Annotated in this window: 15 protein-coding genes; 4 read left to right on the top strand and 11 right to left on the bottom strand. The window is 68.2% G+C overall.

The genetic code is table 11. From position 1 onward, the window contains the following. Positions 1 to 21: 21 nt before the first annotated feature. The 3 genes from WS75_RS30300 to WS75_RS30290 all read right to left on the bottom strand — a co-directional run bounded on the left by WS75_RS30300 (position 22) and on the right by WS75_RS30290 (position 3,641). A complete protein-coding gene (locus WS75_RS30300) occupies positions 22 to 1,671 on the bottom strand; it encodes a ShlB/FhaC/HecB family hemolysin secretion/activation protein (protein WP_059686227.1) in 1,650 nt (549 codons plus the stop codon). Positions 1,672 to 1,821: 150 nt separating this feature from the next. Further along, positions 1,822 to 2,469 carry an adenylyl-sulfate kinase gene (gene cysC / locus WS75_RS30295; protein WP_059686225.1) on the bottom strand — a complete coding sequence of 216 codons (648 nt, stop codon included), beginning with the start codon at positions 2,467 to 2,469 and terminating at the stop codon, positions 1,822 to 1,824. After that, a complete protein-coding gene (locus WS75_RS30290; RefSeq protein WP_059686223.1) occupies positions 2,469 to 3,641 on the bottom strand; it encodes a TIGR03032 family protein in 1,173 nt (390 codons plus the stop codon). The genes cysC and WS75_RS30290 overlap by 1 nt, the downstream gene beginning before the upstream one ends. Before the next feature lie 633 nt (positions 3,642 to 4,274). Between WS75_RS30290 and WS75_RS30285 the strand changes: the two genes are divergently transcribed. Beyond that, complete coding sequence (locus tag WS75_RS30285; protein ID WP_059686221.1) at positions 4,275 to 4,838, top strand: hypothetical protein; 564 nt, start codon at positions 4,275 to 4,277, stop codon at positions 4,836 to 4,838. Positions 4,839 to 4,874: 36 nt separating this feature from the next. After that, the gene (gspK, locus tag WS75_RS30280) at positions 4,875 to 5,870 is read left to right on the top strand and encodes a type II secretion system minor pseudopilin GspK (protein WP_059686219.1); all 996 of its coding nucleotides are present in this window, start codon (positions 4,875 to 4,877) and stop codon (positions 5,868 to 5,870) included. 21 nt (positions 5,871 to 5,891) lie between these two features. Here gspK and WS75_RS30275 read toward each other — a convergent pair whose 3' ends face one another. Further along, positions 5,892 to 7,529, bottom strand: a complete 1,638-nt coding sequence (locus WS75_RS30275; RefSeq protein WP_059686217.1) for a transposase — start codon at positions 7,527 to 7,529, stop codon at positions 5,892 to 5,894. A gap of 182 nt (positions 7,530 to 7,711) precedes the next feature. Between WS75_RS30275 and WS75_RS30270 the strand changes: the two genes are divergently transcribed. Further along, the gene (locus tag WS75_RS30270; RefSeq protein WP_059686215.1) at positions 7,712 to 8,536 is read left to right on the top strand and encodes a hypothetical protein; all 825 of its coding nucleotides are present in this window, start codon (positions 7,712 to 7,714) and stop codon (positions 8,534 to 8,536) included. A gap of 252 nt (positions 8,537 to 8,788) precedes the next feature. On the opposite strand, the gene WS75_RS30265 is transcribed toward WS75_RS30270, so the two are convergent. The 6 genes from WS75_RS30265 to gspG form a co-directional block, all read right to left on the bottom strand. Beyond that, positions 8,789 to 9,040, bottom strand: a complete 252-nt coding sequence (locus WS75_RS30265) for a FecR/PupR family sigma factor regulator (RefSeq protein WP_257129484.1) — start codon at positions 9,038 to 9,040, stop codon at positions 8,789 to 8,791. Between the two features lie 257 nt (positions 9,041 to 9,297). Next, the gene (locus tag WS75_RS30260; protein WP_059686212.1) at positions 9,298 to 10,293 is read right to left on the bottom strand and encodes a FecR family protein; all 996 of its coding nucleotides are present in this window, start codon (positions 10,291 to 10,293) and stop codon (positions 9,298 to 9,300) included. An 11-nt stretch (positions 10,294 to 10,304) separates the two neighbouring features. Next, positions 10,305 to 10,856, bottom strand: a complete 552-nt coding sequence (locus WS75_RS30255) for an RNA polymerase sigma factor (protein ID WP_059686209.1) — start codon at positions 10,854 to 10,856, stop codon at positions 10,305 to 10,307. Positions 10,857 to 10,862: 6 nt separating this feature from the next. Next, a complete protein-coding gene (locus tag WS75_RS30250) occupies positions 10,863 to 11,609 on the bottom strand; it encodes a secretin and TonB N-terminal domain-containing protein (protein ID WP_059686207.1) in 747 nt (248 codons plus the stop codon). Between the two features lie 187 nt (positions 11,610 to 11,796). Then, positions 11,797 to 12,300, bottom strand: a complete 504-nt coding sequence (locus WS75_RS30245) for a GspH/FimT family pseudopilin (RefSeq protein WP_059686205.1) — start codon at positions 12,298 to 12,300, stop codon at positions 11,797 to 11,799. A gap of 4 nt (positions 12,301 to 12,304) precedes the next feature. Then, positions 12,305 to 12,772, bottom strand: a complete 468-nt coding sequence (gene gspG / locus WS75_RS30240) for a type II secretion system major pseudopilin GspG (RefSeq protein ID WP_059686422.1) — start codon at positions 12,770 to 12,772, stop codon at positions 12,305 to 12,307. A gap of 64 nt (positions 12,773 to 12,836) precedes the next feature. Between gspG and WS75_RS30235 the strand changes: the two genes are divergently transcribed. Continuing rightward, the gene (locus tag WS75_RS30235) at positions 12,837 to 13,283 is read left to right on the top strand and encodes a general secretion pathway protein GspC (RefSeq protein ID WP_059686203.1); all 447 of its coding nucleotides are present in this window, start codon (positions 12,837 to 12,839) and stop codon (positions 13,281 to 13,283) included. Positions 13,284 to 13,291: 8 nt separating this feature from the next. Here WS75_RS30235 and gspF read toward each other — a convergent pair whose 3' ends face one another. Further along, the gene (gene gspF, locus WS75_RS30230) at positions 13,292 to 14,509 is read right to left on the bottom strand and encodes a type II secretion system inner membrane protein GspF (protein WP_039344047.1); all 1,218 of its coding nucleotides are present in this window, start codon (positions 14,507 to 14,509) and stop codon (positions 13,292 to 13,294) included. Between the last annotated feature and the right edge of the window lie 196 nt (positions 14,510 to 14,705).

The raw sequence follows: 14,705 nt of genomic DNA, 5'->3' as shown, positions 1-14,705 counted from the left end.
CGGCACGATCAAAAAAATTCGTCAGAACCCCAGCCGCACGTAGAAATCGAATCGCGGGCTGTACTGCCGCGTATAGACGCCCGCCTTCAATGGCCACCCGGCCTCGAAATCCGCGCTCGCGTACTTCATGATCTGCAGCCGCGTGCCGACGCCGACGCTCATCAGGTTGAAGCGCGATGTCTGCTCCGGCAGCGGGCTCAGCAGCCACAGGTGCGCCGCGTCGAAAAACGCGTGGAAGCGCCATTCGTTCACGCGGCTGCCGACCGCGCCGCCGAGCCATTTGGCGAGCGACGGGCTGCGCAATTCGACCGATGCGATCACGCCGCTGTCGGCCGTGTCCTCGGCCTGCATGTAGCCGCGCACGCTGTTCATCCCGCCCGCGGCGAACTGCTCGCTCGACACGAGCGGCGAGTTCGAGATCTGTGCGCTGACGTGCGCATTGGCCTGCATGTCGTTCGCGAAACGCTGCGTGTGGTTGACGTCGAACTTGCCGTACACGAAATCGGGCGTCGCGTTGTAGCGCTTGTTGTCCCAGGCGCCCCAGTCGCTGCCGAGGCCGCGAATGTTCGTCGTCAGCGACGCGGAGAACGATGTCTGCGAGTTCTTCAGGCTGAGTTGGCCGTTGTACGAGAACGTCACCGGCACATAGGTCAGCGGCGCCGTGGACGTCTGGCCCACCAGGCTCACGTTCTCGTCGTAATGCTTGCGGTCGATCTCGATGCTGACCGAATGCGCATAGGTTTCCGTCGCCGGCAGCGCGTAGATCGCGGTGAAGCCGTAGGTCGTGCCCTTGCCGAGCACATTCGTGCCGCCGACCGACGCGACGTTGCTGTCCGAGTGCACGACCGTCGCGAGGAAACTCCAGCGCGAGTCCTTGATCGGTGCGAGATACGAAAACGCGTAGACGCGCGCGTCGTTCGGATGCTGCGGCGCGATCACATAGGTGCCCGAAATCACGTGGCCGAGTTGCCACAGATTCGAGTAACTGAGGCTCGCGCTCGTGCGCAACGTCGATGTGCCGGGGCTGTTGTCGTTGTTCAGCTCGAGCGTGCCGTGCAACGGGCTGTGATCGTCGACCTTCAGGTCGACGTCGACCGTCTGCGGTAGCGCACCCGGCTTGAGGATCGGAATCACCTGCCGGTCCGCCGAGCGGTTCAGGTCGGTGAGCTGCTGTTGCGCCTGATTGAAATCGGGCACCTGGCCTTCGGCCAGCGCGGGCACCGCGTCGCGAATGTTCTGCGGCGAGTTGTATTTCGCGCCGTCGACGCGCAGGCGCCCGACCTTCGCTTCCGTCACCTGCAGCAGGATCACGCCATTCTTCACCTGCTGCTGCGGCAGCTCGACGACGACCGACTGGTAGCCGCGCTCCTGGTACGCCTTCTGCAACGCGTCACGCGCCGCGTTCACGTCGGCGAGCGTCCGGCCCGGCCCTTCGAACGGGTACACGGCCTTCTCGATCTCGAGCGTCGGCAACGTCGTGTTGCCGCGCACCACGAAGGCGTTCACGTCGAACGACTGCGGTGCGGCCGGTGCCGCCTTCGCGGCCGGCGCGGCTTCCTGCGCATGAATCCCCGGCGCGACGCCCAGCCCACCGGCCAGCACGACGCCAGCCAGGCATCGGCAGTTCAGCCGCCATCGTTCGCGTGACTTGCGGTCTACTCTCGGCGGCATGCGCCATTCCCCTTTGTTGTTCCGGATCGACGCAAAGCGCCCCGCGCCAGCCGTTCGCTCCGCTATCAAATGCCTGTTTCACTTTGATGACGATTTATTCGTCATCCTTAGCATGACCTGCGCAATGCTGTTCCGATCACCGCAGCGACCTTATCCGTGATGCATCCGCGCCGCCCCCGCATCGACCGCACCGCCAAACTGCGCACACGCGAACTGCACCAGCGTATCGACGCACATCGCAAGCGAAGCACGACCCGCATCGATCTCGAGGTCGGCTGCCACCGGCGGTTCGTACGGTGCCGAAACACCCGTGAACTCCGGCAGCGCGCCACGCCGCGCCTTCGCATACAGCCCCTTCGGATCCCGCGCCTCGCAGCAGTCCAGCGCCGTGCTCACATACACCTCACGGAATGTCGGCCCCACGATCGCTTTCGCTTCGTCGCGCATCGCCGCAAGCGGTGAAATGACCGCGACGATCGCAAGCGCGCCGGATTCGCTCAACAGTGCCGCGACTTCGGCGATGCGTCGCACGTTCTCGAAACGATCCTGCACCGTAAAACCGAGATCCCGATTCAACCCCTTCCGCAACCGGTCGCCATCGAGCACCACCGGAAGCATCCATTGGTCGCCCAGTCGCGCGGCCACTGCGTCGGCCAGCGTCGTCTTGCCCGCGCCCGACAGCCCCGTGAGCCACAGCACCCCGCCGGCCCGCCGCGGCGAGGCATCCCACCCTGAGCGAGCCCCATCTATCGATAAGGACGAAACGACACCGGGAAACCCGCAACCAGCGATCTTCATCACGCCTTCTCCACCGTATTCGCGGGTTCATCGTCCTCACGCGGACGCGTCTGCCAGAAGCCGCCCTGCATCGTCACGATCGACGGTGTCTCGGCCCATTGATGCGGGCTCAGGATTTCGGCGCGCCGCACGTTCGGAAGCACCTGCACGTCGAAGATCTCGTCGACGCCGTTGAAGAACTGAAGGATGCCGAGCACGTCGCCGGTGTTCGCGTCGAGCGCGGCCACCCCGGCGACCAGCACATCCGATTCGCTTTCGATCGGCAACCCCTGCGGGCCGCGTTTGTCACGCAGCTTCGACAGGCCGACGAACAACACGCCGCCGTACTCGGCGAGACCGTGCGTAAAGCCAGGCAGCTTCGCGAGCACACGCCGCGCACCGGATTGCGGATCGATCTGCAGCACGTGGCCGCGGCCGCCTTCGAGCACATGCAGCCGCCCGCCGATCACGCGCGGCGAATGCGGCATCGACAGCCCCGATGCGACGACCCGGCCCGACGGCACCTCCATCACGATGCCGCTGCCGGCCATCCCGCTCCGCCAGCCGAACGGCTCGTTGCTCATGCCGAGCGCGGTCACGAAGCGCACCTTGCCCTCGGCAAACGCCATGCCGTTCAGGTGGCAACGATCGTCCGGTGCGGTTTCCGTCACGAACGGCGGCTGCCAGATCGGCGTGAAGTTGAAATAGCCGTCGATCACGCTGATACACGAATAGCGCGTGTTGACCGCGAGCAGGACGTGCTTGTCGAACGCCATGTCGTGCAGGTCGAGATCGCCGGTGTAGTAGGACATGCGCGGCACGAACATCGCGTCGTAATGATCGGGGCGAACCGGATAGCGCGGCGCAAGCGTCGACACGTTCGCGAACACCATCAGCTCGTGCATCGTCGCGACCGCGAGCCGGTTGCCGGACACGGCCATCCCCATCGAGCGCGGCAACAGGCACGCGGACAGCGTGGGGACGCCATCGTCAACACCGATCACGGCGACGCCGGACGGACGGCGGCTCACGGCCAGCGAGCACTTGAGCGCCTCGAGCACCTGCAGGAAGCGCCCCGTGTCGCGCAGGTTGATGACCGGCGACAACGCCTCCGCCTGCCGTGCCGATGCATCGTCCGCCGGCGCGCCGCTATCGCCGGTCGCCCTGGTTTCCTCGAACTGTTCCACTGTCATGCACCTGTCGGCTTCATGCCGCCTGATGAGAAAAAATGCGCGTATCCGCGTGCCCCCGCGCGCCGGCACGGCGCATCGGGGCCGCTTGCCGCGCACCGAGTCGCAGCTCCCACCTACCTAGACGGAACGAAGCGCGCATTGCCGCAATGTTTTTTGCGTGACGTCGATCGATCCGCCTGCACCGGCAAACGATCGACGCACGCGGCCTGCAATGCGCGCGCAGCCGCCCCTCGCGCAAGACTGGCGAGAAGCGGCGCATGACCTTGCGTGGCCCCCGTTTCGTGTACGTGTCGTCGCGTGGCCGGCGTGCGGCGCTCGGCGGTCCGCCGTTGCGCGCGGACGGCCGGCAAACGTGTCGCCGTCTGGCCGACCGACGCGCAAAAAGCGCGACGTGCCGACGAACAGCCCGACAATCCTCGGGTTTCAACCGGGAAGTTTTTGTGACATTCCGCTGAAGATATTCACGAAACGCTCGCGAAACACGGCAAGCGATCGTCGAGACCGTTTACGCGGCGCCGCGCAATCGCGATGTGCAGCGAGGCAAACCGCCGGCATGCGCGAAATCCTGCGGCTTGCGGCTGCCCGCTTCGTCCTAGCTATTGAGACCAGAACACGTCATCGACAGGACCCTCCATGTCATTCGCCACGATGCTCGTACGGTGGCTCGCCGGGCGATTGTCCGGCGCCGCCGGAATGCCGGGCCGGCCGCTTCCGCCCGCCGCTCATGCCGCGCTGATTCCGCCGCTGCGCTGGCGCGGGCCGTGGCTCGCGTGGCAACTGCTGTCGTGGTCCGTCCTCACCTTGCTCGCGCCGCCGATCTGGATGATCGGCACGCTGCTGCTGATCAATCCGGCGAGCGACCAGCCGCTGTTCTGGGGACTCGCGATGGCAATCGTGCCCGTCGCAAACGGGGTCGCAATCGTCGCGACGAACCAGCGGCATCACCGCATGCCGTTCACGCGGCGCCCGGTCGTCGCGGCACACATGTTCGGCATCGCGATGGCCGTCGGCTGTGCGCTGTTCGTGCTGCTGCTGTGGCGCTCGCACGCAATCGCCAGCCTGGTCGGCCCGCTGGCAAACGACGGCATGCGTCCCGCGACGCTCGCGTGCTGGGTCGCGGGGCTCGCCGCGCTGTTCGGCGTCACGTCATCTGCGCATGCGAGCATCGCGCATGCGTGGCTGGCGTTCGAGGTGTGAGCGCACCGCGCGGACAGACACTGCGGAGGCACGCGGATGCATCGATACGGGACGGGAAGGACGGCGCGCGCGCGGCGCGAACGCGGTATCGCGATCGTGACGGTGCTGCTCGTCGTCGCGCTGGCGGCCACGCTGGCCGCCAGCGTGCTATGGCGCCAGCAGGTCGCGACGCGCGACGTCGAGAACCAGCGGCTCGCCACGCAGACGATGTGGATCGAGCGCGCCGCGGTCGAATGGGCGCGCGCGACGCTGCGCGCGCAAAGCGCGACGTCGAACGTCACGTTCGTCGGCCAGCCGTGGTCCGCACCGATCGCCGACGTACAGCTCTCGGACCTGCTGCCGTCCGACGCGCTGGCGGTCAACGCCGAGCTGTCGCGCGCGTGGATCTCGGGCAGCGTCGAGGACGCGCAGGCGCGCTTCAACCTGACGAACCTCGTGTCGCGCGCGGCGCCCGGCAAGCCGTGGCAGTCCAGCGGCGAAGGCGTGCTGGCGTACCGGCGCCTGCTCGGCCAGCTGTCGCTCGATCCCGCGCTCGCGCAATCGACGGCCGACTACATGCTGCGCTCGCTGCGCGACGCGAACGGCCCTGACGGCTGGCCGCTGCAGCTCGTGTCCGTCGACGATCTCGCGCGCATTCCCGGCTACGACGCGCGCGTGATCGAAGCGATCGCGCCATTCGTGACGATCCTGCCCGACCTGACCGTCGTCAATGCGAACACCGCGGCCGAACCCGTGCTCATCGCCGCGATTCCGAGGCTGTCGCCGAGTCAGGCCAAGCGGCTCGTCGACCGGCGCGCGACTGCCTATTTCGTCAGTACCGGCGACATCGCCGAATACCTGCTGCCGGCGCAGGGCGGCAACCCGACGCTGCCGGACGGCTCGGCCGTCGGCGTGAACAGCGGCTATTTCCTCGTGCATTGCCGCGTGCACTCGACGCGGATCAACACGCGTATCGACACGCTGATCGCGCGCTACGGCAGCGGCAATTTCGCGTGGACGTCGGTCATCTGGGTACGACGGCTCACGAGTTGAAGCCGACGGGCCGGCGGCACGCTAGACCCGCGACAACTCGCCCAACCCGACCGCACGCACGCCTTGCGGCGTCACCGCCGCATCGAACGACAGCCGCGTGAAGCTCGTCTCGCGCACTTCGCCGAGCAGCCGGTTCCAGTCGTCGATCGACACGAGCAGCGCGATCGGCCGGTTGTACTTGGTCACCATCACGAGCGCCTCGCCCGCATGCCGCAGCGCCTTCGACGGGTTGCTGCTGAAGTCGCGCGTCGCCATCGCGATCGTGCGCAGGCTGAACACGTTCGCGGCGGGATCGCCGCCGTCGTCATGCAGCAGGTGGTCGAGCGTCGCCGCGCGCAGCAGCGCCTGCGATTTCGCGGACAGCCGGTTGTCGCGGCGCCTGCGCCGCTCGCTGCGCGGATCGACGTGCACGGCGAGCATCCGCACGATCTGGCCGAGCGTCGCCGCGGGCAGCTGGTCGTAACGCTGCCACCAGTCGGGCGGCAGCGCGATCATCATGCCCGCGTAGGTCGCCGTCACACCGTCGGCGATCAGCGACGGCAAGCGGTCGACGTCACGCGCGTCGAGATCGAGCGCACCGCCGACGACGCGCGTCATCACGCTGAACGCGTTGTATGCAAACGCGGCGATCCCGCTCGCGAGCAGCGCCGCGCGCGCGGGCACGGCGCCGAACGGCGCGCCGCCCGTGACGGGCTCGAGCGCCAGCGGCAGCGCGTCGCGCCAGCGCCGGCAAGACAGCGCCACGACCTGCGGTGCGTCGAACCGCTCGGCCGGCAGATCGGTCAACAGCGTGACGACTTCGCCCGGCACCTCCGCGCGGAGCCATTCGATGCGCCGAAACGCGCCCGACACGCCGCCTTCGCCGGCCATCCCGACGGATTGTTCGCGCAGCCGCCCGTCGCCGAACACGCCGCCCTCCTGCCAGTCGCCAAGCGGCCGGCACGCGGCCGAGCGGCCGTATTCACGCAGCACGAACGCGCCGCCGCGGCGCGGCCAGCCGGAAAGGAGCGCGTCCGTATCGAAGCGCCCATCGACGATCCACAGCTCGCCGGGCCGCACCGTTTCGAGCAGCGCGCCGACGAACGCACGCTCGTGCGTCCGGCCACGCTCGCAAGGCAGCAAGTCGACGATCATCCCGAGCTCCGGATCGTAGACCGGCAGGACTCGCGCACCGCTCGCCGCCGCATCACGTGCGGGGTCGTCGCACGCGCGCCCGCAGTCGCATCCGCCGGCCTGTGGCGCGCAAGCCTCGCCGGTACCGTCCAGCACACGCAGCCGCATCCCGTCGACTGCATGCGCGCCGTCGGCGTTATGCGCCGACGCGACCGGCAGCAGCAGTTCGACACTGTCCTTTGCCAGCGCACGCCCCCAGCCGGCACGCCACCGGCTCATGCAATCGTGCAGTGCCGTCACGGCCGCGCCGAACCCAGGCGTAGCGGCCACGCCGGCATCCGGCATCCGCTGCCACGCGGCAATCGACGCGATCGCGTCGACGGCGAGCGCAAACAGCGCCTCGCGGATCGACTCGCCGTCGGGTTCGTCGCCGGCGTCCGCAGCGGCGCCGATCCAGTCGTCGTGCAGCGCGCATTGCAGCACGAGCCGCGCCATGATCGTCATAGGGCTCTGCTCGACAAAGCGTTCCACGATCGTGCGCATCATCGGATTACCCCACACTGTCTGGTTGATCGCACGCGCCGCCGCAACGGCATGCGCACGCGTGCGTCGCGATACGTTCGCACTTGACGGGCTGCCCGCGACGCCGCAGCATCGTGGGCGACCGGACCCGCGCGACGGCGCGCCGCCGCTGCGGTCCGCCCGCAATCGATGCACGAGGCACCGGCATGTACGTAGATCCCCGCGTGGCCCATGGCCGCGCCCGGTTCGACCTGAGCGGCTCGCCGCGGCTCGTCGCCGACGAGCGCCGCTGGGAAATCAGCGACGTCGTCACGCGCGGTCTCGACGATTTCACGGGCGTGCGTAACCGCCGCAACCTGATGCGGCTGCTCGAGCGCCAGATCGCGCCGAAGCTCGCGCGCCTCGGGCTCGAGCCGTACGTCGGTGCGCTCGGTCATGCCGAAGGGTTGTTCGTCAACTTCTCGACGATGAGCGCCGAGCATGGTCTGCGCGAATTCCAGCTTCAACTGACGGTGCCCGACCTCGTGCTGCGCAGCTTCGCGTCGAACGTGATCCGGCCGCACGCGGTCGCGCGCTGCATGCAGCGCAACGGCGTGATGTCGCTGGCGGAAATCGAGCATGAAACGCGCATCGCGTTCGTTGCGGCGCGCGTGATGCGCTCGCTCGCCCTCGCGGAAGGCTGGCATCAGATCGGCGTGCCGACGCCGCACGGGCTGTTCGTCGGCGCGCTGACCGACGCGCACGACGTCGCGATGAACACCTATTTCCGGCCTGGCGACAACGACCGTCCGTCGCGCTGGAGCGGCTTCTCGGCCCTCTTCTCGTCGATGCCGGACTGGCGGCCGGAACAGGTCCGGCACGGCGGCGATCTGCTGCAATGGATGGTCAACCATATCGTGGCCCTGCAAGAATCCGCACCGTTCGTCGAACGCTTTCCCTTTCTGCGCGAGCCGCTGCGCGATGCCGGCGATCCGCTCGACGCCGCCTGGAACGGCGCACGCGCCGGCTTCCAGCCAGGGGCGCCATCCTGAATCCCGAGTCGTGAATCCGGGCTTTCCTGACGTGGACGGCGCGTAGTCCGCACGCACCCGCCATCATGTGCGAGCGGTGATCCGGGAGCCCATTCAGGCCCCCGGTTCCCGGTCTCCGCTTTACAGCCCCTCCGCACAGCCCCCTCGCTCTCTCATATACAAGGTCGAAGCGAGCCCGCATAACCCGCATACTTTCTTTCCGCGCGAGCGCGATTGCGCACCGCGACGGTGCGCGCGCGAAAAGCCGCCCTCTCAATGCGTACGCGTCGGCCCGACGGGCTCCTGGCGGCCGACCGTCTCAAGCAGGGCCCACATCCAGATCAGCTCGCGGACCGTGCGTGCATGCTCGTCGCTCTGTGCGCGCCAGCGCGCGAAAGCGTCGAGTTCCTGTTCCGTCGTGTCGCCAGTGCGCAACCACAGCAACCAGCGCACCGCGCCCTCGCGGATCGCATCGGCGCGCGTATTCGCGTCGCCGGGATCCGTATCCCGTTGCGATTCGTTCATGATCACGCCACCGCCCGAAGCTCCATCGACACACATCCCCCGCACCGCGCATCGCTGCACGGCCGGGGCGCTTGCCACCCACGCCTCGGGTCCGACGACGTCACACCGGGCCGCCATGACAGACGGCCCGGCGTTTGCCGGCCCTCATTGACCAAGTCGTATCGGACGGCCGTAAACCGCAATGCGCGGACAGCCGGAAGCGACGCGAACGCATCGCCGGCGGGAGGAAGAACGGAAAGTAAAGCGCGGGAAGCCGGTCAGCTCAGCAGCACGATGTTGCCGGGCAGGCGCGTGATGTGCGCGCCATACAGACGGCCGACCATGTCGATCACGTCGTCGAGCCGCGCGATCGGGAACTGCGCCTGCATCCGGTTCGCGCCGAGCGAAGCGCTGCGCAGGATGACCTTGCCGCGCCGGTAGCGGTTGATCTCGTCGACGACTTCCGCGAGCGGCACGCCGTTGAACACCAGCATGCCGCGCCGCCATGCGCTGACGGCGCCCGGATCGATCCGCGACACGGGCTGCACGCCGCGATCGTCGTACACGACCTGATCGTCAGCCTTCAGCGTACGCGCGCCGCGTGGATGCTCGAGCGCGACCGTACCGGAGAGGCAGGTCACGCAGACCTGCGAGCCGGTGCGCCGCACGTTGAAGCGCGCGACGGTCGCCTGCATGCGGCCGCCGCCCGCCACCACGGTGACGGGCCGGATCGGTGTCGCGCGGTCGGCCGGCGGCGCAGCCGCGTCGATCTCCGCCTCGCCGGCGACGACTTCGACGCCGTGCGCGGCATCGCTCGCGGCCAGTACGTCAAGGCGCGTCTGTGTATTCAGCTCCACCGTCACGCGTGACGACAGCGTGACGCTGCGCTGCTCGCCGGTGCCGGTGTGGTAATCGGCCGCGAGATCGCCGAGCGAAGGCCACAAGTCCATCGGCGGGCGCAGCGCCAGCCACGACGCGCCGGCCGCGACCGCGAAACCGATGAACGCGCGCCGCCCGGTGCGCATCGTGCGCTCGCGCTTCGCCACGTTTGCCCAGGCAGCGGCCGTGCGTTCCTCGTGCGCGAGTTCGGTCGCGGCCGTGCGCAACGCGCTCCAGGTGTCGCGCAGCAGATCGGCGGCCTGCGGACGGTCGGCGCACCAGCGTTCGAACGCGTCGGCCTCGGCCTGGCTCGCGTCCCCCGAGCGCAGACGCAGCAGCCACGCACTCGCTTCGTCGAGTTCGTCGTGGGCAGGTTCGGCCTGGGCTTTCGTCATCGTCGGGGTACTCAAAATTTGCGCGGGCCGCCTCGCGAACCCGTGTACGTATCACCGTCTTCTTCCTGCATGCGTTGCAGGCAGTACTTCATCGCCGCGCTCAGCTCGCTTTCGACCAGCCGCAGCGAAATGCCGAACTGCTCGGCGATCTCGCGGTTCAGCAGGCCGTCCACGCGCGCGGCCAGCAGGATCGCGCGGCGCCGCGGCGGCAGGCCGCGCAGCACGTCCTTCAGTGTATCGACCTTGCGGCGCGCCGCGACGATGCGCTCCGGATCGGCCAGTTCGTCGGGCATCTCCAGCAGCGTCTCGACGTCGTCGTCGTGCAGATGGCGCCGTTCGCGGCGATGCTGGTCGATCGCGACATTGTTCGCCATCCCGAGGATATACGCGTCCGCATTCGCCACCTGCGTGGAGACGTTCGCGTTCTCGAGGCGCAGCCAGGTTTCGTGCAGCGCGTCGGCGGCGCCGTCCTTCGACCCCGTCACCCGTTCGAGGCGCCTGACCAGATAAGCATAGCGCGTCGCCAGCAGTTTCCTGAGCCCGGTGCGGTTGCTGTCGGTCATCGCGGCCTAGCCCCGAACGGCCGGCTGCGGCGCCGGGCAACGGAAATGCACGCCGTTGCCGGCCGGCCGCAACAGGATCGTGACCGGCTGCGGCAGGTCCGCAGGCGGCGCGTCGTCCAGCTTCACCGCACGCAGCGCGCGCATCACCGCCGCGTCGCGGGCGGCCGAACCGCTCGATGCCACCATGTTGACCGCCACCACCGCCCCCCTGTTGTCGATGCGCACCTGCGCGACGAGTCGATAGCTGCCCGGCACGGCCGCCGGCTGCGCGCACAGCGCATCGATCAGATGCGCCTGCAGCAGGCCCGCGAACGCGCGCCGCTCGCCGGAATCGCCGATCCCGTCGATCGGCATGGACGCATCCGCCGGCGTGTCGGCCGTCGCGGGCGCCGCCTCGGCGGCCGGCTGCGCGACGATGATCGCTTCGTCCGGACGCGAGAATTCCGCGCGCAACCCCGTTCCGGCCAGCATCCGCTCGAGCGCGTCGCGCGGCGTGAATTCGCCCCGGACCGGCGCACTCGTGCGCCCGTCGAGCAGCGGCGCCGGCGCCAGCATGATCAGCTCGGTGAGCCGCGCGAAGTCCTGCAAGGTCTTCGCGAGCGGCTGCGCGGGCAGATCGAAGTGCACCGCGCTGCCCGGCTGACGGCCGATGGAACCGGTCTCCTGCGCGTGCGCGCCGCGCATGCACAGCACGACGAACGCGAGCCACGCGACGAGCGCCAGGACACCGGTTGGCGCCCGTGAACGAGTCATGAATTCCTGGACGGAAGTGGAGTTGCACGTTGCATGCCGGAACGCGCTCCCCCGTGAGCAGTTCCGTCGCAAGCGAACGTCAGATTGTGAGCGGGCACTGTGACAGTCAGGTGAACCGTGCAGCCGCGCGAATCACTTCGGCGCACCACTTTCGAGCGTCACGCGCATGGCGAGCGCCACAAGCGGCTCATGGCCGGCGCACGACGAAGTTGCCGATGCCCGTGCCGACGACGGCCATGCGCACGTCGCCGGACCACAGCGTGATCGTCACCGGCACATCGATGCCTTCGCTGCCGAGCACGATCCGCGACGGCGCTTCGCCGCCGCCCGTGTAACGCACCGACACACCCGTGACTTCGGCGCCCCAGCGGCGCGCGCGATAGAGGTCGTCGGTCATCGGCGCCCACGTGCCGCTTTCGGTGCGCTGCACGAAGCGATAGCCGCCACCGACCGGCTGCCATGCGATCGGCGTCGAGCGCACCTGCGCTTCGTCGCCGGCGGATTCGAGCAGGTTCGCGAGGCGCTGCGCTTCCTCGGCCAGATCCGTGCGGCGATTGCGCGACGGCGCGAGCGTCACGACCGCGACCAGCAGCCCGACGATCACGAGCACGACGAGCATCTCCAGCAGCGTGAAGCCGGCCGCGCGGCGCGACGCGAGCGGACGCCTTTGCCTGACGCGTGCGAGCGTCATGCCGTCACTGCCACGAGCCGATGTCCGCATCGTTCCCCTCGCCGCCCGGTTTGCCGTCCGCGCCGTAGCTGAACACGTCGATCGCGCCATGCGCGCCCGGGTTCAGGTATTGATACGGATTGCCCCACGGATCCTTCGGCAACCGCTCCAGATAGCCACCGTCCTTCCAATTGTTCGGCACCGGATCGGTGGCCGGCTTCTGGATCAGCGCGGTCAGCCCCTGCTCCTGCGACGGATAGCGGCCGTTGTCCAGGCGATATAGGTTCAACGACTGCATCATCGTGCCGATGTCCTGCTTCGCGGCGATGCGGCGCGCCTCGTCCGGACGGCTCATGATCTTCGGCACGATCAGCGCCGCGAGAATCCCGAGGATCGCGACCACCACCATGATCTCGATCAGCGTGAAGCCGCGTTGTGTGTGTCCTCCCGCGTGGCGGGCGTATCGCGTTCGGGTTTCGTTGGGCCCCGTCATCATGCATTCACCCTCGCAACAAAGAATGGAAAACATCTTCTGTTCATCGCACCGACCTGTCGCCATGAAACCGCTCGACCTGCTTCGCATCGCGCCGTCGCGCGCCGATCTCGTTCCACTCGCCGCGACGCTCGCTGCCGCGGCCGCACTCGTGACCGTGTCGCTGTGGGCCGTGCGCATGCTGAGCGCTGCCGATGCGCCGGTCGCGACGCTTGCACCGCCGCCCGCGCCGATCGACGTTGCTGCCGGCGCGCGGCTGTTCGGTGCAAAACCCGACGACGGCCGCGATGCCATCCAGCTGCTCGGCGTGCTCGCCTTCGATGCGCGCCGTGCGGCCGCGATCGTCAGCGTCGGCGGCGACGCCTCGCGCGTCGTGTCACTCGGCGCGGCGATCGGCGAAGCCGCGAAGCTGGCCGAGATTCGCGCACGCTCGATCGTCGTCGACCGCAACGGGCTGCATCGCGAGATCGCTCTGCCCGCCGCGGAGAAGGCCAACGCGTACGTGCGCTGAGCGGCGCATCACTGCACCATGTTGTTCAGCTCGATGATCGGCATCATCACCGCCAGCACGATCACGAGCACCACGCCGCCCATCGCGAGAATCAGCAGCGGTTCGAGCAGGCTCGTCAGAAACATCGTGCGGCGCTCCAGCTCGCGCGATTCGCCTTCGGACGCGCGATCGAGCATCGTCGTCACGTCGCCGGTCGCCTCGCCCGAACGGATCAGGTGCACGAGCACCGGGGGGAACGTCTTCGTATGCGCCAGCGCGCGTGACAGTGCCGAGCCCTCGCGCACGCGCACGATCGCATCGTCGACGTTCGCGCGCATCGCACGGTTCGACAACGTCTCGCCGGCCGCCTGCAGCGCGCGCAGGATCGGCACGCCGGCCGCCGTGAGAATGCCGAGCGTGCTGGCGAAGCGCACCGTGTTGTAGCCGCGTACGAGCTTGCCGGCGAGCGGCGCGGTCAGCACCCACGTGTCGAACCTGAGCCGCGGCGCATCGCGCGACAGCACCTTGCGGATCGCATAGACGATCGCGACCATCGCCGCGAGCGACGCCCACCACCAGTGCCGCACGAAGTCCGACAGCGCGAGCATCACGACCGTCAGCGTCGGCAGCTGCTGCTTCGTGCTGGTGAACACGTTCGCGACCTGCGGCACCACGTAGCTCAGCAGGAACGTGACGATGCCGAACGCGATCAGCGTGACGATGCCCGGATACGTGAACGCGAGCAGGATCTTTTGTTTCAGCGCGTTGCTTTGCTCGATGTAGTCGGCCAGGCGCGACAGCACGATGCCGAGCTTGCCGGTGTGCTCGCCGGCCGCGACGAGCGCGCGATAGATCTCCGGGAAATCACGCGGATGCTGGCTCAGCGCGTTCGCGAACGAATGGCCACCGACGACTTCCGCGCGGATCGACGCCATCAGCTCGCGCACGTAGTCGCGTTCGGCCTGCTCGCTCAGCACCGACAGCGACTCGTCGAGCGGCAGCCCCGCGACCAGCAGGCTCGCGAGCTGACGCGTGATGATCGCCTGCTCGCGCTGCGACAGCTTGCGGCCGAGCGACAGGCGCTGATGACGTTCACCGTGCAGGCGTTGCGCGGCCAGCTCGACGATCAGCGGCGTGAGACCTTGCGTGCGCAGATGGCTGCGCCCGGCGCGCGCGCTGTCGGCTTCGAGCACGCCTTTCAGCGTGCGGCCGGTGGGATCGATCGCTTCGTAGCGGAATGCCGACATGTCAGTGCCCTCTTGTCACGCGTGCGACTTTTTTCGGCGACGGCGCGCCATGTGCCGGACGGAGTCGCCGGGGAAGACTACGGAGCGAACCAGCGCAGATTTGTGACGGATGTTGGGCTACCTTTTTGGACGGGTTTTATTACCTTGCATCGTTATTCTTATAACTTAAAAACGATTTCATTTTTATCAACCAAAC

Origin of the sequence: Burkholderia sp. FL-7-2-10-S1-D7 (assembly GCF_001524185.1) — a bacterium.
Lineage (GTDB): Bacteria > Pseudomonadota > Gammaproteobacteria > Burkholderiales > Burkholderiaceae > Burkholderia > Burkholderia diffusa.
The sequence above is the reverse complement of the archived record's forward strand: the minus strand, read 5'-3'. Positions and strand labels throughout refer to the sequence as shown.